The organism is Kitasatospora sp. MAA19 (assembly GCF_029894125.1).
Lineage (GTDB): Bacteria > Actinomycetota > Actinomycetes > Streptomycetales > Streptomycetaceae > Kitasatospora.
Window position 1 is genome coordinate 17,450 of record NZ_JARXYZ010000037.1, and the last position, 25,519, is coordinate 42,968.

Consider the following 25,519-nt stretch of genomic DNA (forward strand, 5'->3'; position numbering starts at 1 on the left):
GTCTCAGATGGCCGCCGTCTCCTGCCAGAGGTCGAGCAGCGCCTCGTCGCCGTCGAGTTCGACCCGCGCCGGGCCGACCGGGAGCCGGTTCCACAGCAGCAGGTACAGGTCGTGGGCGGGGCCAGTGAGGGTGAGGTCGGCCGGTTCGGCGGCCCCGCCCGTGGTGGCGGCCGGCGGCTCCTGGGTGATCGTCACGCGCCAGGAGCCGGGGCCGTCCGTCGTCCGGACGTCGACGGTGCGGGGCCGTTCGCTGCGCAGCTTGGACCGGCTGAGGACGGTGAAGCCGCGCAGCAGTTCGTCGATGCCGTCAAGGGCGAGCGCGGCGTCCAGCCTGGGGCCTTCGGTGCCGGCCGCCGCGTCGGCGTCGAAGCGGTGGACGGCGGTCTCGTGCGCCTGGCGACGGGCCCAGAACGCGAGCGGGCTGGTCGACGGCAGGAAGCTCCAGCAGTCGACGTCGGCCGGGGCCAGGGTGAGCGCGTCCACCAGGGCGGCGTGGCCCTCGCGGAACCAGTCGAGCAGTGCGGCGTCCGACGGGTCCGGCCCGATGGCGGCCCGGCGGCCCTCCTCGTCCAGGGGAGCGTGCAGGCCCCGGGACGGGTAGGCGGTTGCCCAGCGGTGGACCTGGCCGACGTGCCGCAGCAGGTCGCTCAGCTGCCACTCCGGGCAGGTCGGTACGGGGGCGGCGAGGTCGGTCCGGGCGGCGGCCTCGGCGAGCAGGACGCCCTCGCGGCGCAGTGCGTCGATGTGTTCGGTGATCTCCATGGGAGGCAGTGTTCCACCGGAACCCACCGTCGTTCGCGGTTTTCGGACCTGCCCGGGCGGATGGCCGGATCCGGCTGCGGGAGGCGTGCGAGGCCGCAGGTCACGGCGGGCACGGCGCCGGTGTGATGTTGGCCGCCCGGCGGCCGGTCGGACCCTACGGGCCGGTAACGTGAGCGCATGTCGATAACCCGTTCGCTGCTCTCCGCCGTCCGGTCCGGCGGCCGCCGGGCCACCGGTCGCCTCGTCCATCGGGGCTGGCGCTGGGTGCAGCGGACCGGCGCGGTCACCCGGCAGAGCCCGGGCCCGTACCGGTTCGGCGAGTTGGGGGACGGCACGACGCTGGCGTTCCCGCTCGGGGCGGTGTTCAACGAGCAGTGGATCACCATCGGACCGTTCTCGATCATCGGCGAGCGGGTCACCATCAGCGCCGGCTTCCTGCCCGGCCTCGACCTCGGGCCCGAGCCGATCGTCCGGATCGGCGGCGGCTGCGTGATCGGCCGGGACAGCCACATCGTCGGCCACCAGTCCATCGTCCTCGGCGACGACGTGTGGACCGGTCCCGGCGTCTACATCTCCGACCAGACGCACGAGTACCGGTCCACCGACCTGCCGATCGGCAAGCAGTGGCCGCGCAACGAGCCGGTGGAGATCGGCGCCGGGAGCTGGATCGGCACCGGCGCGGTGATCCTGCCGGGCGCCCGGATCGGCCGCAACGTGGTGGTCGCGGCGGGCGCGGTGGTGCGCGGCGAGGTGCCCGACCACAGCGTGGTGGCCGGGGCGCCGGCCAAGGTGGTCCGCCGCTGGACGTCCGAGGAGGGCTGGCAGCCGCCGCTGCGCCACGACGCGCCCCAGCCGGTGCCGGACGGCGTGACGGCGGAGCAGCTGCGGGCCCTGGTGGGGTGGGACCTGCGGCTGCCGGGGGAGACGGCCTAGGCCCTGGTCCCTGGTCCCGGATCCCGGTGTCCCGGGATTCCGGGGCACCGAGGTCGGCGGGGCGGCCCCCGGCGTGGGTCCTGGCGCCGACCCTGGTGCTGGTGGTGGCGGTGGACTACCGGACGGGCGTGGCCTGTTCGGCGGTGCGGGCGGCGATCGCGGCGGCGATCCGCAACAGGTCGGCGGGGCGGGCGGGGTCCAGGCCGGTGAGGGCGGCGATCCGGCGCAGCCGGTAGTCGACGGTGTTCGGGTGCAGGTGCAGGGCGCTCGCGGTGTGTCTCCGGTTGAGACCGCCGGCCAGGTGGGTGCGCAGGGTGGTGAGCAACTCGCCGCCGTCGGCGAGCGGTTCGAGCAGTGCGGCGAGGCGGGAACGGGCCTGGCTGGGGCGAGTGAGCTGGTATTCGAGCAGCACGTCGTCGAGCCGGTGGAGACCGGGTGGGCGGCTGAACGCGCGGGCCACGTCCAGGACTTCGTGCGCCAGCGCGGCCGCGCCGGGCACCTCGGCGGGTGCGGCGGCCGCCGCCGCGGCCAGGACGGGGGTGCCCGCGGCCCGGGCCGTCGCGGCGACGGTGGCGGCGAGCTGCTGCCACGGGGTCCCGTCGGGTGCGCAGGCGTGCTCGGACGGCCGCTCGGGCCGTTCGTCCCGGGTCGCGCCGAGCGGGACGAGGACGAGGCCGCCCGAGGGGGTGAGCGCGGTGAGCGCCGACTGCCGCGTGCGATGGTCGAGTTCGGCGACGAGACGGCGCAGCTTGCGGCGGGCGGCGACGCCCGGGTCGACGCCGGCGGCGGTCTCGTCGGGGTGGTCGGCGACGGACAGGCAGAGGACGGCGTACCGGGGCGGCAGCCGGAGCCCGGCCCGGGCGGCGGCCTCGTCCGCCGGGGTGCCGGCGAGCAGCGCGATGAGGAGGGACTGCCGGGCGCTGCTGCGCCGGTCGCCGGTCGGCCGGCGTTCGTCGAGGTAGCCGGCGCCGGCGGCGGTGGTGGCCTGGCGGAGCTGGTCGAGCAGCAGCCGGTTGAGGGCGAGTAGGTCGGCGGCGTCGCCGTCGCGGGCGTGCCGGGTGATGAACTCCCAGCAGACCTCCAGCCCGATGTGGTGGGCGAGCAGGACGGCGTCCAGCGGCAGACCCTCCTCGGCGCGGCGGGTGGCGGCCTCCCGGACGGCGGTGAACTCCTCGTCGGGGGCTGGGAGTCCGGTGCGGACGGCGTGGGCGAGGGCGCGGATCCGGAGCTCGGTGTCGCGGGTGAGTTCGCCGGTCAGCTGCTCGCGGGGAAGGCGGCGGTAGACCGGTACGCGGTCCAGCAAGGCGGCGACCACGGTCTCGGCCAACTCGCGTACACCGCCCAGGAGTCGCCGGTCGGCCGGTCGGCCGCCGATCAACGGGACGTGCCAGCCGGGCGTGGCGCCGGGCTTGTCGCTGGGGGTGGTGTTGGGCGCGGTGTTGGGCGTGGCGCCGGGTGAGGGGTCGGACGCCCTGTGGGGGACGGCGTCGGGTACGGCGCCGGGCGGGCGGTCGGGTGCATTGTGGCCGGTCACAGAGAACACCGTCCAGGTCTGGGGAACGCCCAAGGGCCGGGCCGGAGGGGCGACCGCATGATGGAGCCACTCGGGTTACCTGTTGGTAACAAAAATCCGCCGTGGAGGCAACAGTTGAGAACCCCACTTCTCTGCTTGTCCGCAACTCCCTTGCGTCGTAGGCTCGGAGGAGCCTTCGGCGTGACCCTGCTGGCAGGGGCGCTGCTGGTCGGCGCGACGACGGCTCCGGCGAGTGCCGCGTCCGCCGCGCCTGGCAGGCCTGCCGTGGCGGCCGCCCCCTCCGCCACCGCCTCCGGCCGCACCCCGTCCGTCGCCGAACTGCCGCCCGACGGCGACTCGGTGGCCTCGCCGCCCGGCGCCAACGACTGGAGCTGCCGGCCGACCGCCGCCCACCCCGACCCGGTGGTCCTCGTGCACGGCACCTTCGCCAACCGCTACGAGAACTGGCTCACGCTCTCCCCGCTGCTGAAGGGCCTCGGGTACTGCGTCTTCGCCCTCGACTACGGCACCATCCCCGGCATCACCTCCAGCGGCAGCGGCCTGCTGCTGCCGATCGGCGGTCTCGGCCCGGTGCCCGAGTCGGCGGCCCAACTCGGCCGGTTCGTCGACCTGGTGCTGAACGCGACGGGAGCGGCCAAGGTCGACATCGTCGGGCACTCGCAGGGCGGCATGCTGCCGAACTACTACCTGAAGTTCCTCGGCGGCGCCGCCAAGGTCGGCCGACTGGTCGGCCTGGCGCCGTCCAACCACGGCACGACGCTCGACGGGATCACCAAGCTCGTGCCGTACTTCCCCGGCGCCGCGGACCTGATCTACACCGTCTGCCAGGCCTGCCGGGACCAGGCGGTGGGATCCGACTTCAACCGCACGATGGCCTCCCGTCCGGACACCGTGCCCGGCGTGAGCTACACCGTGATCTCGACCGTGTACGACGAGGTCGTCACCCCGTGGCGGACCCAGTTACTGACCGGCCCGAACGTCGACAACGAGGTGCTGCAGGACCACTGCCCGATCACGCTCGCCGAGCACGTGGCGATCGCGTTCTCGCCGACGGCGCTGCACCTGGTCACCAACGCCCTGGACCCGGCCCACGCCACACCGGTGTTCTGCGGCTGAGCCGAGCACGCCGCGACGCCCCGGCCCGGGAGGCCCCCCCGAGTCGGGGCGTCGTCGTCGGCGGCGTTGGAGATCGAGCGTTGGAGATCGGGCGTCAGTGCGTAGGCGTCAGGGCGCGGGCGTCGAGCGGAGGGTGACCACGGCGACGGCTCCGCCGGTCCGGACCCGGACTTCGCACGTGCCGGGCCCCGCCGGCAGGGCGGCGTCGAAGCGGTCGAGCACGGCTTCGTCGCCGACGACGGCCCCACCGGCGAGGCAGACCAGCAGGACGGTCGCCTCCGGCGGGACGTCCACGGCGGCCGGCGCGGTGAGCACGTCCACGGTGGCGCCGACCCGGCCGCGGCGGGTCATCACGTTGAAGTCGACCACCGGACCGGCCGGCAGCCGGCAGTCCGTCGCGGCGTCACCGGGGAAGGCGAAGGGACGGAAGGGCATGTCGACGAGGTGCTCGGCGCCGTCGACGGTGAGCGTCATGCCGGGACCCTCGACCAGGGTGATCACCCGGTCGACGCCTGGGAACGGCGAGAACGGCCCGGCCGACGCGACGTCCGCGAGGCTGACCCGCCAGTCGAACGCGTCCAGCCCGGCCCCGGTGGGGAAACCGGCGACCTCTCTGGTCACCCCGCCCCCGTTGAGCCACGTCGTGGCCGGGCGCTCGTCCGCCCGCAGTATCTGGATCCGTCCGCTGGTCGTCATGGCTCGCATCCTGCCACCACGTCCGCGAGCGGCCACGCCGAGGCGCCGTCAGCCGTATCAGCCGCATCAGCGCCGTCCGCCGCATCAGCGCCGTCCGCCGCGTCCGCCGCGTCAGGCTGACCGGGCCCGTCAGCGCCGTCCGACGGCCAGCGGCAGGAGCGCCGCCGCCGTGGCGGCCACCGCGACGGTGGTCAGGGCCATCGGCAGCCCGGCCGCGTCGGCGAGGAAGCCGATCACCACCGGACCGATCAGCATCCCGCCGTACCCGAGCGTCGAGGCGAGCGCGACGCCCTGCGGGCCGCCCGCCGCGCCGGCCCGGGCGATCGCGAGCGGGAAGAGGTTGGCGAGGCCGAGGCCGACCAGGACGAAGCCGCAGACGGCCAGCGGCACCACCGGGGCGAGCGCGGCGACCAGCATGCCGGCCGCCGCGGTCAGCCCGCCGAGCAGCATCAGCCTGGTCTGGCCGAGCTTGATGGACAGCCAGGTGCCGCCGACCCGCCCGCTGGTCATGGCGAACGCGTACGCGGCGTACCCGGCGGCGGCCGTCCCGGGGCTGGCGTGGACATCGTCGGTGAGGTGGAGCGTGGTCCAGTCCGCGATCGCGCCCTCGCCGTACGCGGTGCACATCGCGGTGAGGCCGAGCAGCAGGACGAGCAGGCGCAGGTGCGGCGCTGCGCGACCGGCGGTGCTCGCGGTCTTGGTGCTGGTGCTGGCGCTGGTGCCGTCGTCGCTGCGGCCGTCGCCCGTGCGGCCGGGCGCGATCAGTGGCGCGGCCGGGCTGCGCAGCAGGACGACGCCCGCGGCGGCGGTGACGGCGAGGCCGAGCAGTCCGCCGAGCGCGAGCGCCCAGGCGGTGCTCAGCGATCCGGCGAGCAGCCCGCCGATGCCCGCGCCGAGCAGGCCGCCGAGGCTGTAACCCGCGTGGAAGCTGGGCATGACGGGCCGTCGAAGCTGTGCCACCAGATCGACGGCTGCGCTGTTCATCGCGACGTTGGCGCCGCCGTACCCGGCGCCGAAGAGCAGCAGCACGCCGCCGAGCGCGGCGACCGAGTGGGCGTGCGCGGGCAGGGGGACGGCGAGGCTGAGCAGGGCGAGCGAGCCGACGGTCACCGGGCGCGAGCCGTAGCGCAGGCACAGCCGCCCGACCAGCGGCATGGTGAGGACGGCGCCGATCGACAGGCAGAGCAGGGCGAGCCCGAGGGCGCTGTGCGAGGCGCTGACCTGGCTGCGGACGTCCGGGATGCGGACCACCCAGGCGGCGAAGAGGAAGCCGTCGACGGCGAAGAACGCGGTGAGCGCGAGCCGTGCGGCGCCCCAGGGGCTGTCGGTTCCGGGGGGTGTGCTGCGAGACTGGGAGGAGGCCGGGTCCGGCCGAGGATGCAAGCGGATTTTGTTTCGAAGCGGCACAAAGTCACAATAGGGGCGTGCAGCTCTCACCTTCAAGTCCGCGACCAGGTTCCGGGACCGACCTCGAAGCGCAGCGCGACGCCCACCGCCGCGCGGCCCCCGACCGCGGTCGGACGCTGCTCGGCCCCGCACTCTCGCTCATCCACACCGGCCAGACGCCCACCCGCTCGGCGCTCACCCGCGCGCTGGACGTCACCCGGGCCACCGCCGGGGCCGTCACGGCCGAACTGGAGGCGCTCGGCCTGATCACCGTCGACTCGCGCCCGGCCGGCGGCGGACGCGGCCGGCCCTCGCACCGGCTCGCGATCGACCCGCAGGGCCCGGTCGTGGTCGCCGGGCAGATCCACGCCGACGGGCTGAGCGTCACCCTGGCCGGCCTCGGCGGCCTGCTCGACCCGCCCGTCCATCTGCCGCTGCCCGCGGCCACCGACCCGGTCCGGATGCTGCGCGCCGTCGCCGAGGCGGGCGCCGAACTCGCCCGCTCCACCACGCGGCGCTGCCTCGGCGCCGCGCTCGCCCTGCCCAACCCGGTCACCGAACCGGACGGTGCCGCGCTCGCCGCACTGCACTTCGCCTGGCCCAGCGGCACCCCGGTCGCCGACCTGTACGACGTCGAGGTGGGCCGCGCCGACCACGGCCCCGGTGCCCTCCGCCCGCTGCCCACCGCGATCGCCAACGACGCCAACCTCGCCGCGCTCGCCGAGTACCGGCACGGCGCCGGGCGCGGCGCCCGCCACCTGCTCCTGGTCACCTCCGGCCACCGCGGCGTCGGCGGCGCGCTGGTGATCGACGGCCACCTGCACACCGGCAGCGCCGGCCTCGCCCTGGAGGTCGGCCATCTCACCGTCGACCCGCAGGGCCGTCCCTGCCAGTGCGGCAACCGGGGCTGCCTCAACTCCGAGACCGACCCCGACGCGCTGTTCGCCGCCGCCGGGCTCACCCCCGAACCGGGACGCCCGCTGCTCGACCAGGCGCGCGAACTGTGCCAGGCGGCCGCCGGTGACGAACGCGCGCGGGCTGCCGTGGAGCACGTCATCGACCGGCTGGGGCTCGGACTGGCCGGTGTCGCCAACATCCTCAACCCCGACCAGGTGGTCCTCAGCGGACTCCACCGCGACCTGCTGGAGGCCGCGCCCGGGCGGCTGCGCGCGGTGGTCGCCGAACGCAGCCTGTGGGGGCGCAGCGGACGGGTGCCGATCGTCGGCGCGAAGCTGGCGCACGGGGCCCTCGCGGGTGCGGCGGAGCTGGCGTGGGGGCCGTACCTGGCGGACCCGCAGTCGGTGACGGCGGGCTGACGGCGGGGCGGCGGCGGGGTCGCGCGGCGGCGGCGGGGCTCGGGACAGCAGCAGGGCTCGGGGCAGGCCGCGCGGCAGGGGCGATAAGCGGAAGCTGGCCCTTCGGAAACGGTCACTTATCGTGACTCTCATACACTCGTAGTGAGCAGTGGGGGGTCGCGACGAGGGAGAGTGGCCATGAGCACCCAGCCGGGCAGAATATACGACGTCGAGCCGACCGTCGACGTCGACCGGACCGATCCGCAGTACCGCGACTGGCTCAAGGAGGCGGTGCGCAAGGTCCAGGCCGACGCCAACCGCTCCGCCGACACCCACCTGCTGCGCTTCCCGCTGCCGACCGAGTGGGGAATCGACCTCTACCTCAAGGACGAGTCCACCCACCCGACCGGCTCGCTCAAGCACCGCCTCGCCCGCTCGCTCTTCCTCTACGGGCTCTGCAACGGCTGGATCCGCCCCGGCAAGCCGGTGATCGAGGCCTCCAGCGGCTCCACCGCCGTCTCCGAGGCGTACTTCGCGCAGCTCGTCGGGGTGCCGTTCATCGCCGTCATGGCCAAGAGCACCAGCCAGGCCAAGATCGACCTGATCGAGTTCCACGGCGGCGAGTGCCACCTCGTCGACCGCCCGGACGAGGTGTACGAGGCCTCCGCCCGGCTCGCCGCGAACACCGGCGGGCACTACATGGACCAGTTCACCTACGCCGAGCGGGCCACCGACTGGCGCGGCAACAACAACATCGCCGAGTCGGTCTTCGCCCAACTGCGCCTGGAGCCGCACCCCGAGCCGACCTGGATCGTCGCCACCGCCGGTACGGGCGGCACCTCGGCGACCATCGCCCGGTACGTGCACTACATGCAGTACGACACCCGGATCTGCGTCGCGGACCCGGAGAACTCCTGCTTCTTCGACGGCTGGGTGCACCACGATCCGGAGGCCGTCTGCGAGCGGGGCTCGCGGATCGAGGGCATCGGACGGCCCCGGATGGAGCCGAGCTTCGTGCCGGGGGCGATCGACCGGATGATGAAGGTGCCGGACGCCGCCTCGATCGCCGCCGTACGGGTGCTGGAGCAGGTGCTCGGCAAGAAGGCGGGGGCGTCCACCGGGACCGGGCTGTGGAGCGCGCTGAAGATCGTCGCCGAGATGCGGGCGGTGGGGGAGCGGGGCAGCGTGGTCGGCCTGATCTGCGACCCGGGCGACCGCTACCTGGACAAGTACTACTCGGACGACTGGCTGGCCGGCGAGCGGATCGACATCGCGCCGTACCGGGCCGCGGTGGAGTCCTTCCTCGCCGGCGGCGTCTGGACGGGCTGACGCCGACGCGGGCGGACGGCTGAGAGCTGACGGCGGGCGGCGAACAGATGACAGCAAACAGATAACAGATTTCAGCGAACAGATTCTGTTATCTGTTTGCCGCTGCCCTCGCCCTCGCCCGCCCGCCCGCTCCGCCGGATGGCCGCTCGCCCACCCGCGAGGTCGATCCCGGTGCGCGCCGGTGCGCCGTCGTGCTCGTCGTCCCGCAGCACCAGCTCGACCCGGCGCTGCTCCAGCTGCACGCGCTTGCTCGGGTAGAGCAGCGCGTGCAGCTCCTCCGTCGCCGTCGCGCCCGCGCCGCATCCACCCGCCGAACCCGCAGTCCCCGTCGAGCCCGTAGCCGGGCCGACCCGCAGTCGTCGCACCACCGCGCCGAGGAAGAACAGCACCACCAGCCCGGCCGGCAGCAGCAATCCGCCCGCCGCACCTGTCAGAATCATGCCCATGACCGCCCCAACGCCCGGGCCGCAGTGGCGAGTTCCCGGCGTCAGGGCAGCGGCGCGCTCGGCAGGTCGGCCGGGACGAGGAGTTGGAGCTCCTCGGTGGAGGGGTCCGCGAGGTGGGCGACCCGCATCGCGTGCCGCTCGACCATGGTCTCGAAGACCTGCCGCGCGGTGCGCCCGTTACCGAAGTTGGGGCCGCGCTCCAGCCGGCCGAAGTGGTCGAGTAGCACGCCCTCGGTCGCCTCGGCGAGCGCGTACTCGTGCTCGGCGCACTGGGCCCGGGCGATCTCCAGCAGCTCCTCCGCCGTGTAGTCGGGGAAGGTGATGGTGCGTGAGAAGCGGGACGAGACACCGGGGTTGGCGGAGAGGAAGCGCTCCATCTCCAGGGTGTAGCCGGCCACGATGACGACCACCTCGTCCCGGTGGTCCTCCATCAGCTTGACCAGGGTGTCGATGGCCTCCCGCCCGAAGTCGCGCGCGCCGTCCTCGGGGGCGAGCGCGTACGCCTCGTCGATGAAGAGCACCCCGCCGCGCGCCCGGTCGAAGGCGGCGGCGGTGCGGATCGCGGTGGAGCCGATGTGTTCGCCGACCAGGTCGACCCGGGCCACCTCGACCAGGTGTCCGCGCTGGAGCACCCCGAGCGCGGCGAGGATCTCGCCGTAGAGCCGGGCGACGGTGGTCTTTCCCGTGCCGGGTGCGCCGGTGAAGACCAGGTGCCGGCGCAGCGAGGGCGCCTTGAGCCCGGCCTGGCGGCGGCGCTTGCCGACCGAGATCAGGTCGATGAGCGTGCGCACCTCCTGCTTGACCGTGGCGAGCCCGACCAGCGCGTCCAACTCGGCGAGCGCCTCGTCGGCGGGTCGGCAGTCCGGGATCGGGGAGATCACCGGCGCGGCGGCCGGCGCGGTCGCGGTCGCCACGGCCGACGGGGTCGTGGCGGAGGCCAGGTGGGCGGCGCGCGGGGCCGGCAGCTCGGCCGCGCCGGAGAGCGGTCCGGGCGGCGGGCCGACGTCGTCCGAGATGCAGCCCTGCGCGACCGGCCCGGGCTCGGAGAACTCGAAGCCGGCCCGCTCGTTCTGCTCGGCCCGGCAGCGGGTCAGCTGGGTGCGGCAGCCGTCGATGATGTGGAAGCCGAAGCCCTTGCCGTGCGAGACCCGGCAGTCCTCGAAGGTGCCCCGCCCCTGCGCCGAGACGTACACCCCGGCGTCGGTGCTGGCCCGGACAGTGCAGTCGCGCAGCACCGGGTCGGCGCCCTTGGTGACGATCACCCCGGTGGCCACGTCGGAGATCTCGCAGTCGGTGAGCAGCCCGCTGCTCCCGTGGTCGCGGAACCACAGGCCGGTGCCGGCCTCCTGGACCCGGCAGCCGGTGAGGGTCACCGCCGCGCCGCCGCTGACCGAGACCGCCGAGCTGCGGATCCGGCTGAAGGAGCAGTCGGCGGCGGTGGCGGCGGAGTCCCGGTCCAGGACGAACAGCGCGTCGGGCAGGTCGTACAGCGAGCAGTCGGTGAGGGTGAGCCGGGCGCCGTCGCTGACCCACAGCGCCGGGTACTCGCCGGTGGAGCCGTGGATCCGGCAGGACTCGGCGACGGCCTCGGTGCCCTGGTCCCAGACCGAGAGCGCCCCGCGCCCGAAGTCCCGGACGGTGCTGTTGGCGAGGCTGAGCCGGGAGCGGCCGCGCAGGTCGGCGCCGTTCTCCGGCAGGTCGTGCACCCGGCAGCCGGTGAGGACGAGTTCGGCCGCGCCGTCCAGGGTCAGGCCGTTGCCGGTGACCCGGTGGATCTCGCAGTCGACGAGCCGCCCGCCCGCCTGCGCCTCGGCCTGGACGCCGCTGCCGCGGATCTCGTAGATCTCGCAGCCGGTCAGTTCGGCGGCGCTGCCCGGGTCGGAGAGCAGGACGCCGGCGCCGGCGGCATGGTGCACCCGGCAGCGTTCGAGGGCGGCGGTGGCGCCGCCGAGGACGGCGAGTCCGGCCTGGCCCGCGGCGGCGACCTCGCAGTCCTCGAAGGCGGCGGCGGTGCCCTGACCGCGCAGGCGCAGCCCGAGCCCGGCCGGGTTGGCGACGACGCAGCCGCGCAGGGTCGGCCGGGCGCCGTCGGTGATCTCGACGCCGGTCGCGGAGCGGGTCTCGATCCGGCAGCCGCTGAGCGCGGGCGCGACCTGCGGCCCGGTGATCAGGACGGCCGGCGTGGAGCTGTCGCCGCCCTCGACGACGAGGTCGCGGACGGTCGCGTCGGCGGTGACGGTCAGCGCCACCCCGGACGGCGGGTCGATCCGGACGGTGCCCGGGCCCTGGGCCGGGACGATCGTCACCGGCTTGTCCAGCAGTACGTTCTCCCGGAACGTCCCCGGCCGGACGGTCACGGTGTCGCCCGGTTCGGCGGCCGCGAGGGCCTCCGCGAGGGTGTCGTACTCGCCCGCGCGGCGACGCCAGCGGGATGCGCTGTCCTGGGTGACCCGGACCCTGTGCTCTGCCATGACGGTCTGTCGTCCCCACCTTCGTCGAGCCGGCGTTCAACGGGCCGTACCCGCGGGGCGCGCGGTCGGCCCGCCCACCGTAGCGCGCCTGCCTGGGTGGTCCGGTCGGCCGCGGTCGCGCGGGCACCGGGGGCTCGCGCCTTCGCCACAGGTTCCGACCACATGTTTCAACGAGCGCGCACAGCCGTGGTTCCGAAGCCGGCGCCGGGCGTCGGTGCCACCGGGGGCGCCGGTGGACCGGCACGCCGCTGGTTCACCCCCGTGCGTCGGCCGGCCACTGCGCCCCGTCCTCCAGCACCTCGACCTCGTCGCCGACGCGCAGCGTGCCGAGCGCGTCGCCGGTGACGCCGGCCGGCCGCTCGGGGATCAGGTTCTGGCCGAACGCGGCCTTCTTCAGCAGCCGGTGGTGCCGGGCCAGGGTGCGCAGCGGCTCGGGGCCGCGCCGCTCGCCGCTCTCCTGGTCGGTGGTGGTGACGACACAGCGGCCGCAGGGCTTGACCACCTTGAAGGTGAGGTCGCCGATCCGGATCCGGCGCCAGCCGTCCTCGGCCCACGGCTCGGCGCCGCCCACCACGACGTTGGGGCGGAAGCGCTCCATCGGCAGGGTCTCGTGGCCGTCCGGGTGCTCGGCGGCGATCAGCTCGTTGAGCCGGTCCAGCGAAGCGGTGGTGGTGAGCAGCAGCGGGAAGCCGTCGGCCATCGAGACCGTGCTGCCGGGCTCGGAGTAGTCGGGGTCGACCGGCCGGGCCCGCGGGTCGTCCAGGTGCACCAGGCGGTAGTCGCCGAGGTGTTCGGCGATCCACTGGTGCGCGTCCTTGGCGGCCTCGGCGGCGCGGAAGCGGGTGCCCCAGACCTCGACCTCGGCGAGCGGGTCGCCGGCGGCGACGGCGGGGGCGGGGACCTCGATCCGGGAGCCGCCGGGGGCGGTGAGGGAGAGCGCGCCGTCGGGGAGCAGCCCGGCCCGGATCTGGCCGAGGGCGGCGTTCTCGCGTTGGCTGACGAAGCGCCCGGTGGCGTCGGCGAGCATCCAGCGTCGGTCTCCGGCCAGGCCCCAGGGCTCGACGGCGGCGGTGCCCGGGCTCAGGCGGTACATGGACTTGACGGGGTAGACGTGGAGTCCGGTGAGCTGCATTCCCCCATCCTGCCAGCCCGGCCCCGGCGGTCCGCAGGCCCCCGTACGCGCACGGACCGCCCGGGACGCCGTGGGGGGCGTTCCGGACGGTCCGTGGATGACCCGTTCTCCGTACGCCCGGCGCGAGGAGCGCGCCGGGTGGTGCTCAGGTGGTGCGGGTGCGGGCCGGGTGGGGTCGGCCCTGGGGTGTCAGCGGCTCAGTAGCCCTGGCCCTGCGGCTGGTAGCCGCCGCCCTGGTACTGGCCGGGCTCGCCGTACGGGCCCGGGCGCTGCGGCTGCATCGGGCGGGCCGGCGCCATGGCCGGGCGCAGCTGGGCGCCGCCGAAGCCCTGCTCGCCGCCCTGGCCCTGGTAGCCGGGGCCGGCTGGGTTCGGGCCGCCGAAGGACTGCTGGCCACCGAAGCTCTGCGGTCCGCCCTGCGGCTGGCCGCCCGGCTGCCCGGGGCCGAACGCGCCCGGTCCGCCGATCGGCTGCGCGCCGAAGGACTGCTGGCCGCCCTGGCCGCCGATGAAGGTGTTCTGGCCGCCGAAGCTCTGGCCGCCGGTCGGCTGGTAGCCGCCGCTGGCGGTCTGGGCGAAGGCCGGTGCGGCGGGCTGCGGTCGCTGGTACGGCTGGGGGCCGCTGTAGCCGGGGACGGGCGGCTGCGGCGCGGAGGCGTACGCCGGTGCGGGCTGCGCGGGGATGTACGCCGTGGCGGGACCGGCGGAGGGACCGCTGCTCGGGCCGGGGCCCAGGGCGAGGCGGGCGGGCGGCAGCGCGGGGAGGTTGCTGCCGGCACTCTCGTACCCGTTGCCGTACCGGTTCTCGTAGGACGGGCCGGCGGTGGCCCCGTAACCGGACGACAGGGCCGGCGGCAGGGCGGCCGGCACGTTGATGGGTGCGATCTGGGGGACGCCGCGCTCAGCCACGAGGCTGTCGTAAATCGGCGTGCCGGAGGAAAAGGACGGAGAGGGGTAGCCGACTCCGTCGTAGGAGCGGGGCGAGGTCATGGGGCATACGGTAAGCCCACAACGAGCCTGCTGAGGAGAGCGGGAGGGGGAGCAGTTCGAGTGTTTACACAGTCTTCGCTCGCACAAAGGTTTCGAAAGTAGGAAGAACGGACATACCGGCGTTCAGTTCCGGACAACCTTGGCGCGCCGTCAGTGATCGAACAGTGCCCGGACGGAGGCGTCGCGAACCCTTGCGGTGACCGGGCGGTGGACGGTTCCGGACCCGGCGGAGAAAACTTTGCGGACAGGGCGTGCGCCGGCGCATTCGAGCCCCCGCCGAGGGTGCGGCGGAGGCTCGTGAATGTTTCGGGAATAAAGTCCCTGTCAGCGGCCGTGGAGGCCCGCGACCAGTGCGTCCGCGGTGCCTGCGGCGCCGGGTGCGGTGCTTGCGGCGCCGGGTGCGGTGCTTGCGGCGCCGGGTGCGGTGCTTGCGGTCAGTGCGCCTGCAGCGCCTGCGTCTGCGCCGGGAGGCCCGGCCGGCTGGAGACCTCCGAGGTGCAGAAGGAGCAGCGGCTCGCCGCGGCCGGGATCGAGCTCAGGCACTCCGGGCAGTCGACCTTCGCGACCGGCGCCGGCTTGGCCGACTCGAAGCGCGCCTGCAGCCTGCCGACCGGCAGCACCACGGCGAAGTAGATCACCGCGGCGATCAGCACGAACCCGATCAGTGCGTTGACGAAGACCCCGTACGGGAACCGGGTGCCGGCCACCTCGAAGGTCTTCTGGGTGAAGTCGCCGACGGCGCCGGTGGCGACCCCGATGAGCGGGGTGAGGAAGGCGCTGACGAACCCGGTGACCACCGCGGTGAAGGCCGCGCCGATCACGATGCCGACTGCGAGGTCCACCACGTTTCCGCGCAGCAGGAAGCTGCGGAATCCCTTGAACACCGGGTGGCTCCAAATCCGTACGGGGAAGGGGGAGATGAGGCGGCGCGACGGGCGCCCCGGCCGGATATCCTGCCGACCGGGCCGGGCCGAGGTCCAACCGCGTTCACCCGATCCGCGTAACCGGCCCCGGGCCGTGCCGGCAGGTCCGGGCGGCGCCCGGACGCTCCGCGTACGGGTCGATCCGGCTGCCGTACGCGCTCCGGTAGCACCCCCGGCGGAAACCCCGGGAGGGTCAGAGCGGCCGCACCCGCAGCGCGCGCTCGTAGAACTCGACCATGTGCGCCGACACCTGAGGCAGCGTGAACGAGGTCAGGAAGCGCGCCCGCGCGGCCTTCGCCCGCACCCGCGCCGCCGCCCGGTCGTCCAGCGTGTCGAGGACCGCCGCCGCGAGTTCGGTCGGCCGCTCCGGTGCCACCAGCCGGGCGTAGTCCTCCGAACCGACCGTCTCGCGCAGCGCCGGCACGTCCGTGCAGACCAGCGGTACCCCGACGCCCATCGCCTCGATCGCGGTGCCGCCCTGGCCGGCCCAGCGGGACGGTACGGCGACCGCGTCGGCGGCGGCCATCAGGTCGGCCACGTCCTCGCGCGGCCCGAGCAGGCGGACGCTCCCGGCGGACTCGGCGAGCGCCCGCAGCCGCCCGCTCTGCGGGCCCGCCGCGCCGGCCAGCAGCAGCACGGCCCCCGGCTGTGCGCGCCGGACCGCCGGCCAGGCCGCCAGCAGGACGTCCAGGCCCTTCCGGTACTGCTGGCAGCCGGCGGCCAGCACCACCGGCACGTCCGGCGCCAGCTCCAGCGCACCGCGTACGGTGGCCCGCCGCTCCGGGGTGGCCGTGCCCAGCAGCTCCGGGTCGAGCCCGCGCGGCACCACGTCGATCCGCTGCCGGGGCACCCGCAGCCGCCGCGCCATTGTGGTGGCGACGTGCCGGGTGAGTGCGTGGAAGCGGCGGGCGCCTTGGGCGGTGGCCGCGTCCAGGGCCTGCGCGGTGCGCATCCGCCAGGGGCTCGCGCCGTGCGCGGCCGACTGCTCCGGTCCGTAGGCCGGGTCGAGCAGGCTGGAGACCACCGGGGTGCGGGCGGCGAGGGCGGCCGCCCGGCCGAGCACGTCCGAGGCGGGGCGGGCGGTGTGGACGAGGTCGGGCCGGCGCTCGCGGATCAGCCGGCGCAGCGCGGCGGCCGTCCCGGCCCGGGTGGGCCGGCCGATCCCGAACACGGCGGCGCCCGCCGCGGTCAGTTCCGGCTGCCAGCCGCCGGGGGAGTCGTACAGGTAGGCGACGTCCAACGTGACGCCGGCCCGGACCAGTTGAGGGGCCATCGCGACCAGGGCACGCTCCGCCCCGCCGATCCGGTTCACGCTGTCGACCACCAGAAGCACCTGCACCGGCCACCCCCGCCCGCTGCGGGCGCGCCCGTTCTCCCGTGCCGGACGCCCCCTGACTGGTGATCAGCATCGCAGGTGGTCGGCGGGCCCGCCAGCGGTTCGTCCGCGGACCCCGGGCGGCGGCCAGGGGCGGATCGCGGGGCGGGGCGGGGCGAGTGGGGGGTACGGCGAGGCGAGCGGGGGCGAGGCGGGGTGCGGCAGGGCGGGAGGGGGCGGGACAGGGCGCACGACGGGGGCAACCGGCGCGCGGCCGCGGCCGACCCGCGCACACCAGGTGTATTCGCGTGGTCGCACGGACCACCACCAGGTTGCGCGAAGGGGCTGTACGGCGCGGAGCACTGTGTCAAGGTCGGTCCATGCCCGACGATACGTCGGCCGACCCGGCCGGAACCCGCCCCCGCGTCCTGCACTTGATCAGCGAGCCACGTCGCGGCGGCGCCCAGAACTTCGCCCGTGACCTCCACCGGGAACTGCGCCGCCGGGGCCAGGCCTCCGCCCTGTGCGCCCTCGCCCCGCACCCGGCCCCGAGGCCCGCCGGGCCGGCCCTCCCCGGGCCCCGGACCGAGGCCTGCACCGGGGAGTGCACCGGGGCGCACGGCGCTCACCCCACCGCGCACGGCGCTCACCCCACCGCGCACGGCGCTCACCCCACCGCGCACGACGTACGCCCCACCGCGCACGACGTACGCCCCGACGCGTACGACGCGCGCCCCGACACGTACGCCGACGCGGCGGGCCTGCACGCCGCCGCCGTCCTCGGCTCCGGCCGCCTGCACCCCGGCACCCTGCGGGCGCTGCGCGCCACCGCCCGCGCCGCCGACGTGGTGCTCGCCCACGGTTCGGACACCCTGGCGGCCTGCGCCCTCGCCCTGGCCGGTACCCGTACCCCCTTCGTCTACGTCTCCGTCGGCCACCCCCGCTACTGGACCGCGAACCGGCTGCGCCGGGTGCGCGGCGGCGCGCTGATGCACCGCGCGGCCGCCGTCACCACGCTCACCACCGAGGCCCGCACCGTCCTGGAGGAGCAGTTCCGGCTGCCCGACGGCAAGGTGCACGTGATCCCCAACTCCCGCGCCGCCGAGAGCTATCCGCCCGCCGACGGCCGAGCCGACCGGCGTGCCGCCCGGCACGCGCTCGGCCTGCCCGCGGACGTGCTGCTGGTCGCCTGGATCGGCGCGATCGCCCCCGAGAAACGGCTCGACCTCGCCCTCGACGTGCTCGACCGCCTGCCCGACGTCCGACTCGCCGTCGCCGGGGACGGTCCGCTGCGCGAGACGCTGGCCCGCCACCCGGCCGCCGCCCGCGCCCACTTCCTCGGCGCCCTGCCCGACCCGGCGCCGCTCTACCGGGCCGCCGACGCGCTGCTGCTCACCAGCGACAGCGAGGGCGTGCCCGGCGCGCTGATCGAGGCGGCACTGGCCGGCGTGCCCGCCGTCGCCACCGACGTCGGGTGGGTGCGCGAGGTGGTCCGGGACGGCGCCACCGGCGCGCTCGTCGCGCCGGGGGACCCGCTCGCCCTCGCCGAGGCGCTGGCCAAGGTGCTGGCGTGCAACCGCGCGGGCCTCGGCGCGGCCGCCCGGGCGCACGCGCTGGAGCACTTCGAACTCGGCGCCGTGGTGGACGCCTGGCAGCGGCTGGTCGCCGAGGTGTGGGCGGGCGGCGGGGCGGGGGCGCGTCCCGGCCCGTGACGGGCCCGGTGGCCTCGGCGGCCCGGGCGGCTCCGGCGGCGTCGCGGCCCCGACCAGCAGGACCATCGTGGCGGCCCGGACAGCCCGGACAGCCCGGACAGCCCGGACAGCCCGGACAGCCCGGACGGTCCGGAAGACGGCCCGGCTGCGCCGATCGGGCGAATCCGGGCCTGCCCGCTCGGGCCGACTCGACGGTAACGAACCGTCACCAGCACACTGCGCGGTGTGAACTCGAAGTCGCTGCTGCGCTCCACCGTCCTGTTCGTCGTCGCCGCCGGGATCGCCGTATCCCCCGTCCAGGCCGGCGCAGTGACCCACCAATCCCCGTCCGAGGGTGCCCAGTTCGTCAAGCTCGACCATCCCCAGCCGGTGCGCGAGAGCGCCCGCACCGAGGCGGTCGAGTTCTTCTGGTACGACTGCGGTCACTCCCAGCAACTCGAACAGCCCCTGCAGGCCTGGGCCTCGAAGCACCGTGCGGACGTCGCCCTGCGGCGTGTCCCGGCGATCTGGCCCAACAGCCAGGATGAGGGCGTGCAGCGCGGCCACGCGCGCCTGTACTTCACGCTGGAGCGCCTGGGCCTGGTCGAGCGCCTGCAGACCAGCGCCTTCCGCTCGGTTCACACCGAGAAGGCCGACCTCACCACCGAGGCCACCGCGACCGACTGGGCGGTGCGACACGGCGCGGACGCCCAGCTCTTCCGTCAGGCGTACCGTTCCCCCGACGTGGCGCGGTCGGTCGACGAGGCCGCCGCCGAGTTCGTCCGCTACGGCGTCAACGAGCTGCCGACGGTGGTCGTCCAGGGCGAGTACCGGACCTCGCCGACCAAGGCCGGCGGCGTCGAGGAGATGCCCGAGGTGCTGGACTACCTGGTCCAGCAGGAGCAGCTGCGCGGGAACTGACGCCCGCCGCCCGCCTGGGCGGTGACCTGGCGCCGGTCCTGCCCGTCGGTCGTGCGCACCGGCCGGAGCGCGCCGCACACGGAAGTGGCGCGCTCCGGCCGGTGGTTCAGTCCTGGCGCAGCAGGTACGTGACGAAGCCGAACGTCCCCCGGTAGCCGTGCAGCCATTCCTGCCGGTGCCGGTCCGCCGCCGCCTGGGCGGGCGCCGCGTCCGGGTGGTCCGGGTGGTCCAACGCCCACGCGGCCAGCGTGCCCGTCCAGGCGAACTCGTAGTCGTCCCACTCCTGCGGGCTGCTCACGTACCCGGACACCGGCGTCCAGCCCTCCGCCATCACCCGGTCCGTGGTGGTCGCCAGGTCCGCGTAGTCGTCCCGGGCCACGCCCAGCCCGTCCAGCGCGGCCTGGGACGGCTCCCGCTCCCAGAAGCCCTCGCCGACCAGCACCCGGCCGCCCGGGGCCAGGTGCTCGCGGGCCGCCGCCAGCGTGGGCAGCAGCCCGCCGAAGGCGTGGGTGGCGCCCACGCACAGCACCAGGTCGAAGGGCTCGGCGGAGCTGAACTCCCGGGCGTCCACGTGGTGCAGGCCGATCCGGCGGACCACCCCGAGCGCCTCGGCCGACTCCCTGGCCAGGGTCAGCGCGGCCGCGTCGAGGTCCACTCCCACCGCCCGCCAGTGCGGGCGCGCCGCCAGTGCCCGGACCAGCCACGCCCCTTCGCCGCAGCCGAGGTCCAGCGCGAGGCCGGCGTCCGTCCCGGCGGTCGCGCGGTCCAGCAGCCGGGCCACCGACTCGTCCGTGAGCGGCGCGGCGATCGGGTGGTGGGCATGGGCGAGGCGGGAGATCAGCTGTCGGTCCATCCGAGCAGTATGGAGCCACCAGGCCTGCCGCGCCCGCGAATCAGGCCTTCAGGGCCCGGGACCCTCACGCCCGCGAGTACGTCCGGCCCTTCCACGCCGCGCCCCGGCCGCGCCAGTGCTGCACCGCCGAGTCCACCGTCATCAGCAGGTACAGCCCGGCCGTGAAGGGCAGCAGCAGCACGGCCGGCGCGGGCTGCCGGTAGTACCGCACCATCGGCAGGTACGTGCCCGCCATCAGCGCCCAGGCCGCCCCGCCCACCGCCGCCGCCGCGGGCACCCCCGCGACCAGTCCGGCCACCGTCGTCACCGGCGGCACCAGGTACACCAGCGCCAGCCCCAGCACCGTCCCGAGCAGCAGCAGCGGCGAATGCCGCAACTGGGCGTACGCGCTGCGCGACACCATCCGCCACAACTGCTCCAGGCGCGGGTACGGACGGACGCTGTCCACCTCCCCGGCCAGCCCCAGCCAGGTCCGCCCGCCCGAGGACTTCACCGCCCGGGCCAGCGAGACGTCGTCGATCACCGCGCCCCGGATCGCGGCCACCCCGCCCGCCCGCTCCAGCGCCTCCCGCCGCACCAGCGAACAGCCGCCCGCCGCGGCCGCCGTCCGGCCACCGGGCCGGTTGCTCCGGCGGAACGGGTACAGCTGCGCGAAGAAGTAGACGAAGGCCGGCACGATCAGCCGCTCCCAGCCGGTCTCCACCCGCAGCCGGGCCATCTGCGACACCAGGTCCAGCCCGTTGGACTCCGCCGCCGCCACCAGCTCCGCGAGCGAGTCCGGCCCGTGCGCGATGTCCGCGTCCGTCAGCAGCAGGTACTCGACGTCCGGACCGGCCAGCTCCACCCCGTGCCGCAGCGCCCACAGCTTGCCCGTCCATCCCGGCGGCAGTGGGGGAGGCGTGGTGACGGTCAGCTCCAGCCCGTCCATCGTCCGCAGCTCCGCCGCCAGCGCGCCCGTGCCGTCCGAACTGTGGTCGTCCACCAGGATCACCCGCGCTCGCCCCGGGTACTTCTGCGCCAGCAGCGTCGGCAGGCTCACCGGCAGCACCTGCGCCTCGTCCCGGGCCGGCACCACCACCGCCGCCTGCGGCCAGCGAGCCGGCGGACGGCGCGGCGGCAGCCGCACATCGGTGCGCCAGAACAGCCCGTGGCAGCACGCCAACCAGAGCCAGACCAGCAGGGAGGACGCGGCGATCCACAGCAGGACGGTCACCCCGGCAGTCTGCCGCAGAACAGGCCCGATCGGGCGGATCGACTAAAGTCTTGCCCCGTGAAGATCGCACTGATGGACTCCGGAATCGGCCTGCTGGCTGCCGCCGTCGCCCTTCGGAAGGTGCGCCCGGACGCCGATCTGGTGCTCTCCTCCGACCCGGCCTCGATGCCCTGGGGGCCGCGCACGCCCGAAGAGGTCACCGACCTCGCCCGCGGCTGCGTGCTCGCCGCCGCGGCGCTCGAACCGGACGCGCTGGTCATCGCCTGCAACACCGCCTCCGTGCACGCGCTCGCCACCCTCCGCACCGAGTTCGAGCCCGGGCTGCCCGTCATCGGCACCGTCCCGGCCATCAAGCCGGCCGCCGCCCTCGGCGGCCCGGTCGCCATCTGGGCCACCCCGGCCACCACCGGCAGCGCCTACCAGCGCGGCTTGATCCGAGACTTCGGCGGCCCGGCGGACGTGACCGAGGTCGCCTGCCCCGGCCTCGCGGACGCCGTCGAGCACGGCGACGACGCGGCCATCACCGCCGCCATCGCCGCCGCCGCCGCCCGCACACCGGCCGGCACCGCCGCGATCGTGCTCGGCTGCACGCACTACGAACTCGTCGCCGACCGCATCCGCGCCGCCGTCGCCCCCACCGCCTCCCCGGCGCTCACCCTGCACGGCTCCGCCGACGCCGTCGCCGCCCAGGCCCTGCGCCGCGTCGCCGACCCCACCCGCACCGGCGCCGGCACCGTCACCGTGCTCCACGCCGGCACCCCCGCCGCCCTCCCCGCGGCCGCGCTGCTCTACCCCGAGGGGCAGGCCCTCGCCGCTTTGACGCGCAGCCCGCTGTCGGCATGACCGGCAGCGCCGTCGCCGGGGACCGCACGGTGATCGACGGCATGCTCGCCGAGCCCTGCGGCGGCCCGGGCCACCGCGGTCTGCGGTGCCGGGGCATCGGTCTGCTCGCGGCCGTCGGCCCCACGCCCGCTCCGGCCCTCAGCGCCCGCTGACCGCGCTCACCGCGCTCACCGCTCCCGCCTCCTGCCGGCGCAGGAGTCGCGCCCGGATGCCGTGGGACTAACTTTTACCCGCTGGCTGCCATCGGCGGCGTCCGGGTGTGCGGCGGGAAGATCTTTTGCCCCCGATCCCCGATCCCCGATTCCCGATGGTCGGGCCAGGGCGAAGAAGGCCGCAGGTTGTGCGGCACGCCGTTGGGCCAGGTTTCGCTCCTGACCGTCATCCCCGGGGTGTCCCGGCTGTACCAGCCATACCTGGTACTGCAGGGCACATCTTGGCCCCTCGGCCTGGGTGGCCGTGGGGCTCAGATTGACCCCCCGAAGCCCGCCGGAGCGGGAAGTCGGCCCCGCCGACTTCCCGCGTACCGGGCGCGGCCGGTCAGGCGACGGCCTGGCGGCGCCAGCGGCGGTAGGCGGGTTCCAGGCCGGAGAGGATGGTGTCGAAGCGCCGGGTGCTGGTGGTGGAGTCGACCTGGAGCCGGCTGATCTGGAGGGGGTGCGAGGGGATGCGCGGGCCGAGCCGGTGGTCGGAGAGGAAGCCGAGACGGTAGCCCAGCTCCTGCAGGACGGTTTCAGCCCGCGGGTCGTGCCCGCCGTCGGGGTAGGCGAAGGCGATGGGGGGTTCGCCGAGCCAGCGGGTGAGGGCCTCGTGGGCGCCGGTGATCTCGGCCCGGACGGTGGCGTCGTCGCAGCGGCCGAGACAGGGGTGCCCCTGGGTGTGGTTGCCGATGGCGACGCCGCCGTCGCGCAGGGCGAGCAGGTCGGCGGGGGTGAGCTGTTCCTGGCGGGGCGGCCGGCGGTCGGCGCTGACCCGTAGCTCGTGCAGGCTGCGCCGCCGGTCGGGGTCGGGCATGGCCTTGAGCCGGGGGAGCAGCTGCGAGGGGTGCCCGCAGTCGAGCGAGCGGGCGCGGCCGCCGTGCCGGGCGAGGAAGTCGGCCTCGTGCCACCAGAAGGGGCGCTCGGTGCCGATGAGTTCGGAGATGACGAACGCGGTGGCGGGGATACCGCGGGCGTCGAGGGCGGGCAGGGCGTGGGTGAGGACGCTGCGGTCGGCGTCGTCGAAGGTGACCAGGACGCTGCGGGGCGGCAGGGGCCGCTGTTCGGTGACGGCCTGCAGGACGGCCGTGAGCGAGACCGGGGTGGCCAGTCTTCGCAGCCGGTCGAGCTGGGCGCCGAAGGACCGGTGGTCGGTGACGCCGTGGTAGGCGAGCACGGCGAGGCGCTGTGCGGCGCGGGCGCGGAACAGCGGCTGGACGGGGGCGAACCGCAGCCATTCGCCCCGCGCGTCCGGCCGACCCGGCTCGGGGGAGGGCCGGCCCCTCTCGGTGGGCGGGCGGCGGCGGCCGGTGGCCGACGTCAGCGTGCTGACGACCGCGGCGGGCCTGGTGGGGGCCATGGAGATCGACGTGGTGGACTGGGACTGCGGCACGGTTCCCCCTCGGTCGCCGAGCGGCGTGGCGGTACCGCCGGAGGACGGAGCCCGGCCTCCGACTCCAGGGGGCGGCGGCTCCGGCCCCTGGGTATTCCGGTCCGCGGTGGGGGCTCGCACCCTTCCCGCGAACGGCTCCTGGATCGCTCAATGCCATTGAGACCGCTGCACCGAGCGGATGGTTGTACCGGGGGGACGAGGATTTTTCGTGGACTGATTGTGGAGCCGGAATGCACGACCGGGGCCGGATCGGAAGGGCTTCGGCGGGGCCCGCGGCGAGGGCTGTGGGCCGGTCGCGCCGGGTGGCCGAACGATCACTCCCCGCGGGCTGCCGCCGGCGCCCGTCGGGGGTACCTTGGGCTCATGGCAGATGCGGACCGTGATCCATTCCACCTGCACGGCGCGACCCGGATGGCCCGCGCGTGGAGCGGTGGAGCCCTGGTCACCCACCAGCTCCTGCTCGCCGTGGTGGGCTTGGCCTGCCTGGCGTTGGGCATCGTGGTGGCGGTGATCGTTCCGGACAGTGACGGTCCGGCCTGGGCGATGGCGGTGGCCGGCTGCCTCGCCGCGGGCGTGCTGCTGCTCGGCCGGATCGCGTTCGGGCTGCTGCGCTACCGCCGGGGTGCGGCGCTCTGACCGCCTGACGCACCCGCCTGACGGCCCGAGCGCCTCGGCGGACGGCTGTAGTTCGATTGCCCTCGGCATTCCGGGCGGCGGATCGAGCGATATTGGTCAGATCGACCGAATTTCGGCCTGTCGGACAATGTTCTGCTCACCTCTTTCACCATTCCCGGGCGGCGGCTCCATGGCGCCTCATACTGTGAATGCGTTCTTGCGGCTCGACGGCGCCGCGGAGGGGGAGCGATGGGCGGCAGCGTCGTGTCCGAACCGGACAGCGGACCGAGATGAGACGCGGCGGGGACCTCGCCCTCGCCGCCCTGGCCGGGATCGTCGCGCTCCCGCTGGCCCTGGTCATCGCCGGCCTGCTCCGCTGCACGGCGGGCGGCCCGGTGCTCCTGCGGCTGACTCGGACCGGACGGCACGGCCGGGAGTTCCAGATCCTCCGGTTCCGGACCAGCCGCGGCGGACGGCTCGGCACCCTGCTCCGCCGGACCGGCCTGGACGAGCTGCCCCGGCTGTGGAACGTCGCCCGCGGCGAGATGGGGGTGATCGGCCCCCGGCCCGCCCGCCCGGACCAGGTGGTCCGCTACTCCGGCCGCGAGCGCGGCCGGCTCGACGTCCGACCCGGTCTGACCGGCTGGGCCCAACTCCAGGCTCGCCGCCCGCTCGCCCGGCCCGACTGGGCCGAACTCGACCTCTGGTACGTGGAGCACCGCTCGCTCCGGCTCGACCTGAGGATCCTCGGGCTGACCGTCCTGGCCCTGCTGCGCCCGGAGGGAGACCTCGTGCGGTGAGGCGGCGCGGTCGCGGGCCGCCACCGGCCCGCCGCCCCGCCCCGGTGGCTCGATAGGCTGCGACGCATGGCCATTCCCGCGTTCCTCGCCGAACTCCGCGCCCTGGTGGGCACCCGTCCGCTCTGGCTGAGCGCCGTCGTCGCCGTCGTGCTGGACGACCACGACCGGGTCCTGCTGGCCCGACGGGCCGACGACGGGCGGTGGGCGCCGGTGGGCGGCATCCTCGACCCCGGTGAGCAGCCCGCCGACGCCGTGGTGCGCGAGTGCCTGGAGGAGACCGGGGTGGTGGTCGTGCCCGAGCTGCTCGTCTCGGCCACCGTCTCGCCGCAGGTCACCTACCCGAACGGCGACGTGACGCAGTACCTGGTGCTGACCTTCCGCTGCCGGGCGGTCGGCGGCGAGGCGAGGGTGAACGACGACGAGTCGCTGGAGGTCGGCTGGTTCCCGCTGGACGGGCTGCCGCCGATGATCGAGGTCGAGCACGAGCGGCTGCGCCACGCACTGGAGTGCGAGGGCCCGGCGGTCTTCGCCTGGGAGGGCAAGGAGCGCCCCTGACCGTGTGACGGACCGTCCGCATGCTCGCCTCCCCGCCCCGGGCGGGCCGGGAGCCCGGGCCTGTGCCGATGGTAGCCGTCCGGTCACCCCGCGTGGGCGGAAACCGTGGCACGG

Annotated in this window: 24 protein-coding genes; 11 read left to right on the forward strand and 13 right to left on the reverse strand. The window is 75.2% G+C overall.

The window, feature by feature from the left end; all coding sequences use genetic code 11:
- Positions 1-3: 3 nt before the first annotated feature.
- Positions 4-762 carry a maleylpyruvate isomerase family mycothiol-dependent enzyme gene (locus P3T27_RS34590; protein WP_280685252.1) on the reverse strand — a complete coding sequence of 253 codons (759 nt, stop codon included), beginning with the start codon at positions 760-762 and terminating at the stop codon, positions 4-6.
- Positions 763-939: 177 nt separating this feature from the next.
- On the opposite strand from P3T27_RS34590, the gene P3T27_RS34595 reads away from it, so the two are divergent.
- The gene (locus P3T27_RS34595) at positions 940-1,695 is read left to right on the forward strand and encodes an acyltransferase (protein WP_280685256.1); all 756 of its coding nucleotides are present in this window, start codon (positions 940-942) and stop codon (positions 1,693-1,695) included.
- A 115-nt stretch (positions 1,696-1,810) separates the two neighbouring features.
- Here P3T27_RS34595 and P3T27_RS34600 read toward each other — a convergent pair whose 3' ends face one another.
- Positions 1,811-3,229, reverse strand: coding sequence for a helix-turn-helix domain-containing protein (locus P3T27_RS34600; RefSeq protein ID WP_280685257.1), 1,419 nt, complete (start codon positions 3,227-3,229; stop codon positions 1,811-1,813).
- Between the two features lie 264 nt (positions 3,230-3,493).
- Between P3T27_RS34600 and P3T27_RS34605 the strand changes: the two genes are divergently transcribed.
- A complete protein-coding gene (locus tag P3T27_RS34605) occupies positions 3,494-4,345 on the forward strand; it encodes an alpha/beta fold hydrolase (RefSeq protein WP_280685299.1) in 852 nt (283 codons plus the stop codon).
- A gap of 108 nt (positions 4,346-4,453) precedes the next feature.
- Here the strand turns inward: P3T27_RS34605 and P3T27_RS34610 are convergent, their stop codons facing one another.
- Both P3T27_RS34610 and P3T27_RS34615 read right to left on the reverse strand, forming a co-directional pair.
- Complete coding sequence (locus P3T27_RS34610; RefSeq protein WP_280685258.1) at positions 4,454-5,041, reverse strand: HutD family protein; 588 nt, start codon at positions 5,039-5,041, stop codon at positions 4,454-4,456.
- 129 nt (positions 5,042-5,170) lie between these two features.
- Positions 5,171-6,424: an MFS transporter gene (locus P3T27_RS34615; protein ID WP_280685259.1), complete on the reverse strand. Its 1,254-nt coding sequence runs from the start codon at positions 6,422-6,424 to the stop codon at positions 5,171-5,173.
- A 140-nt stretch (positions 6,425-6,564) separates the two neighbouring features.
- On the opposite strand from P3T27_RS34615, the gene P3T27_RS34620 reads away from it, so the two are divergent.
- Positions 6,565-7,743 (forward strand): ROK family protein, encoded by a 1,179-nt coding sequence (locus tag P3T27_RS34620; RefSeq protein WP_280685301.1) that lies wholly within the window; start codon positions 6,565-6,567, stop codon positions 7,741-7,743.
- A gap of 177 nt (positions 7,744-7,920) precedes the next feature.
- Complete coding sequence (locus tag P3T27_RS34625; protein WP_280685260.1) at positions 7,921-9,051, forward strand: PLP-dependent cysteine synthase family protein; 1,131 nt, start codon at positions 7,921-7,923, stop codon at positions 9,049-9,051.
- A gap of 71 nt (positions 9,052-9,122) precedes the next feature.
- On the opposite strand, the gene P3T27_RS34630 is transcribed toward P3T27_RS34625, so the two are convergent.
- From P3T27_RS34630 to P3T27_RS34655, 6 genes are all read right to left on the reverse strand, one after another.
- Complete coding sequence (locus tag P3T27_RS34630; RefSeq protein WP_280685262.1) at positions 9,123-9,491, reverse strand: DUF6191 domain-containing protein; 369 nt, start codon at positions 9,489-9,491, stop codon at positions 9,123-9,125.
- 47 nt (positions 9,492-9,538) lie between these two features.
- Positions 9,539-11,968 (reverse strand): right-handed parallel beta-helix repeat-containing protein, encoded by a 2,430-nt coding sequence (locus tag P3T27_RS34635; protein WP_280685264.1) that lies wholly within the window; start codon positions 11,966-11,968, stop codon positions 9,539-9,541.
- A gap of 253 nt (positions 11,969-12,221) precedes the next feature.
- Positions 12,222-13,100, reverse strand: a complete 879-nt coding sequence (locus P3T27_RS34640) for an MOSC N-terminal beta barrel domain-containing protein (RefSeq protein ID WP_280685265.1) — start codon at positions 13,098-13,100, stop codon at positions 12,222-12,224.
- A 197-nt stretch (positions 13,101-13,297) separates the two neighbouring features.
- Complete coding sequence (locus P3T27_RS41095; RefSeq protein WP_348534180.1) at positions 13,298-14,089, reverse strand: DUF6643 family protein; 792 nt, start codon at positions 14,087-14,089, stop codon at positions 13,298-13,300.
- Positions 14,090-14,523: 434 nt separating this feature from the next.
- On the reverse strand, positions 14,524-14,973 hold the full coding sequence (mscL, locus tag P3T27_RS34650; protein WP_280685266.1) for a large conductance mechanosensitive channel protein MscL: 450 nt from the start codon (positions 14,971-14,973) through the stop codon (positions 14,524-14,526).
- A gap of 232 nt (positions 14,974-15,205) precedes the next feature.
- Positions 15,206-16,336: a glycosyltransferase family 4 protein gene (locus tag P3T27_RS34655; protein WP_280685267.1), complete on the reverse strand. Its 1,131-nt coding sequence runs from the start codon at positions 16,334-16,336 to the stop codon at positions 15,206-15,208.
- A gap of 371 nt (positions 16,337-16,707) precedes the next feature.
- Between P3T27_RS34655 and P3T27_RS34660 the strand changes: the two genes are divergently transcribed.
- Positions 16,708-18,039, forward strand: coding sequence for a glycosyltransferase family 4 protein (locus P3T27_RS34660; protein WP_280685268.1), 1,332 nt, complete (start codon positions 16,708-16,710; stop codon positions 18,037-18,039).
- 225 nt (positions 18,040-18,264) lie between these two features.
- Positions 18,265-18,939 carry a thiol:disulfide interchange protein DsbA/DsbL gene (locus P3T27_RS34665; RefSeq protein ID WP_280685270.1) on the forward strand — a complete coding sequence of 225 codons (675 nt, stop codon included), beginning with the start codon at positions 18,265-18,267 and terminating at the stop codon, positions 18,937-18,939.
- Between the two features lie 106 nt (positions 18,940-19,045).
- Here the strand turns inward: P3T27_RS34665 and P3T27_RS34670 are convergent, their stop codons facing one another.
- Both P3T27_RS34670 and P3T27_RS34675 read right to left on the reverse strand, forming a co-directional pair.
- A complete protein-coding gene (locus P3T27_RS34670; protein WP_280685271.1) occupies positions 19,046-19,792 on the reverse strand; it encodes a class I SAM-dependent methyltransferase in 747 nt (248 codons plus the stop codon).
- Between the two features lie 64 nt (positions 19,793-19,856).
- Positions 19,857-20,996, reverse strand: coding sequence for a glycosyltransferase (locus P3T27_RS34675; RefSeq protein ID WP_280685302.1), 1,140 nt, complete (start codon positions 20,994-20,996; stop codon positions 19,857-19,859).
- A gap of 66 nt (positions 20,997-21,062) precedes the next feature.
- On the opposite strand from P3T27_RS34675, the gene P3T27_RS34680 reads away from it, so the two are divergent.
- Entirely contained in the window at positions 21,063-21,848 is a 786-nt protein-coding gene (locus P3T27_RS34680; RefSeq protein ID WP_280685272.1) for an aspartate/glutamate racemase family protein, read from the forward strand.
- On the forward strand, positions 21,845-22,000 hold the full coding sequence (locus P3T27_RS34685) for a hypothetical protein (protein WP_280685273.1): 156 nt from the start codon (positions 21,845-21,847) through the stop codon (positions 21,998-22,000). Before P3T27_RS34680 ends, P3T27_RS34685 begins: the two co-directional genes overlap by 4 nt.
- Before the next feature lie 385 nt (positions 22,001-22,385).
- On the opposite strand, the gene P3T27_RS34690 is transcribed toward P3T27_RS34685, so the two are convergent.
- A complete protein-coding gene (locus tag P3T27_RS34690; RefSeq protein ID WP_280685274.1) occupies positions 22,386-23,435 on the reverse strand; it encodes a polysaccharide deacetylase family protein in 1,050 nt (349 codons plus the stop codon).
- Between the two features lie 363 nt (positions 23,436-23,798).
- On the opposite strand from P3T27_RS34690, the gene P3T27_RS34695 reads away from it, so the two are divergent.
- The 3 genes from P3T27_RS34695 (at position 23,799) to P3T27_RS34705 (ending at position 25,405) form a co-directional block, all read left to right on the forward strand.
- Positions 23,799-24,071, forward strand: coding sequence for a hypothetical protein (locus tag P3T27_RS34695; protein WP_063350167.1), 273 nt, complete (start codon positions 23,799-23,801; stop codon positions 24,069-24,071).
- Positions 24,072-24,340: 269 nt separating this feature from the next.
- On the forward strand, positions 24,341-24,850 hold the full coding sequence (locus P3T27_RS34700; protein WP_280685275.1) for a sugar transferase: 510 nt from the start codon (positions 24,341-24,343) through the stop codon (positions 24,848-24,850).
- Between the two features lie 66 nt (positions 24,851-24,916).
- Complete coding sequence (locus P3T27_RS34705; protein ID WP_280685276.1) at positions 24,917-25,405, forward strand: NUDIX domain-containing protein; 489 nt, start codon at positions 24,917-24,919, stop codon at positions 25,403-25,405.
- Positions 25,406-25,519: the final 114 nt, after the last annotated feature.

Bases quoted from the DNA above. Each gene is read 5' to 3' on its own strand.
- P3T27_RS34635 (WP_280685264.1), bottom strand. From the start codon at position 11,968: ATGGCAGAGCACAGGGTCCGGGTCACCCAGGACAGCGCATCCCGCTGG.
- P3T27_RS34630 (WP_280685262.1), bottom strand. From the start codon at position 9,491: ATGATTCTGACAGGTGCGGCGGGCGGATTGCTGCTGCCGGCCGGGCTG.
- P3T27_RS34670 (WP_280685271.1), bottom strand. From the start codon at position 19,792: ATGGACCGACAGCTGATCTCCCGCCTCGCCCATGCCCACCACCCGATC.
- P3T27_RS34700 (WP_280685275.1), top strand. From the start codon at position 24,341: ATGAGACGCGGCGGGGACCTCGCCCTCGCCGCCCTGGCCGGGATCGTC.
- P3T27_RS34685 (WP_280685273.1), top strand. From the start codon at position 21,845: ATGACCGGCAGCGCCGTCGCCGGGGACCGCACGGTGATCGACGGCATG.
- P3T27_RS34610 (WP_280685258.1), bottom strand. From the start codon at position 5,041: ATGACGACCAGCGGACGGATCCAGATACTGCGGGCGGACGAGCGCCCG.
- P3T27_RS34640 (WP_280685265.1), bottom strand. From the start codon at position 13,100: ATGCAGCTCACCGGACTCCACGTCTACCCCGTCAAGTCCATGTACCGC.
- P3T27_RS34595 (WP_280685256.1), top strand. From the start codon at position 940: ATGTCGATAACCCGTTCGCTGCTCTCCGCCGTCCGGTCCGGCGGCCGC.
- P3T27_RS34590 (WP_280685252.1), bottom strand. From the start codon at position 762: ATGGAGATCACCGAACACATCGACGCACTGCGCCGCGAGGGCGTCCTG.
- P3T27_RS34705 (WP_280685276.1), top strand. From the start codon at position 24,917: ATGGCCATTCCCGCGTTCCTCGCCGAACTCCGCGCCCTGGTGGGCACC.
- P3T27_RS34695 (WP_063350167.1), top strand. From the start codon at position 23,799: ATGGCAGATGCGGACCGTGATCCATTCCACCTGCACGGCGCGACCCGG.
- P3T27_RS34660 (WP_280685268.1), top strand. From the start codon at position 16,708: ATGCCCGACGATACGTCGGCCGACCCGGCCGGAACCCGCCCCCGCGTC.
- P3T27_RS41095 (WP_348534180.1), bottom strand. From the start codon at position 14,089: ATGACCTCGCCCCGCTCCTACGACGGAGTCGGCTACCCCTCTCCGTCC.
- P3T27_RS34625 (WP_280685260.1), top strand. From the start codon at position 7,921: ATGAGCACCCAGCCGGGCAGAATATACGACGTCGAGCCGACCGTCGAC.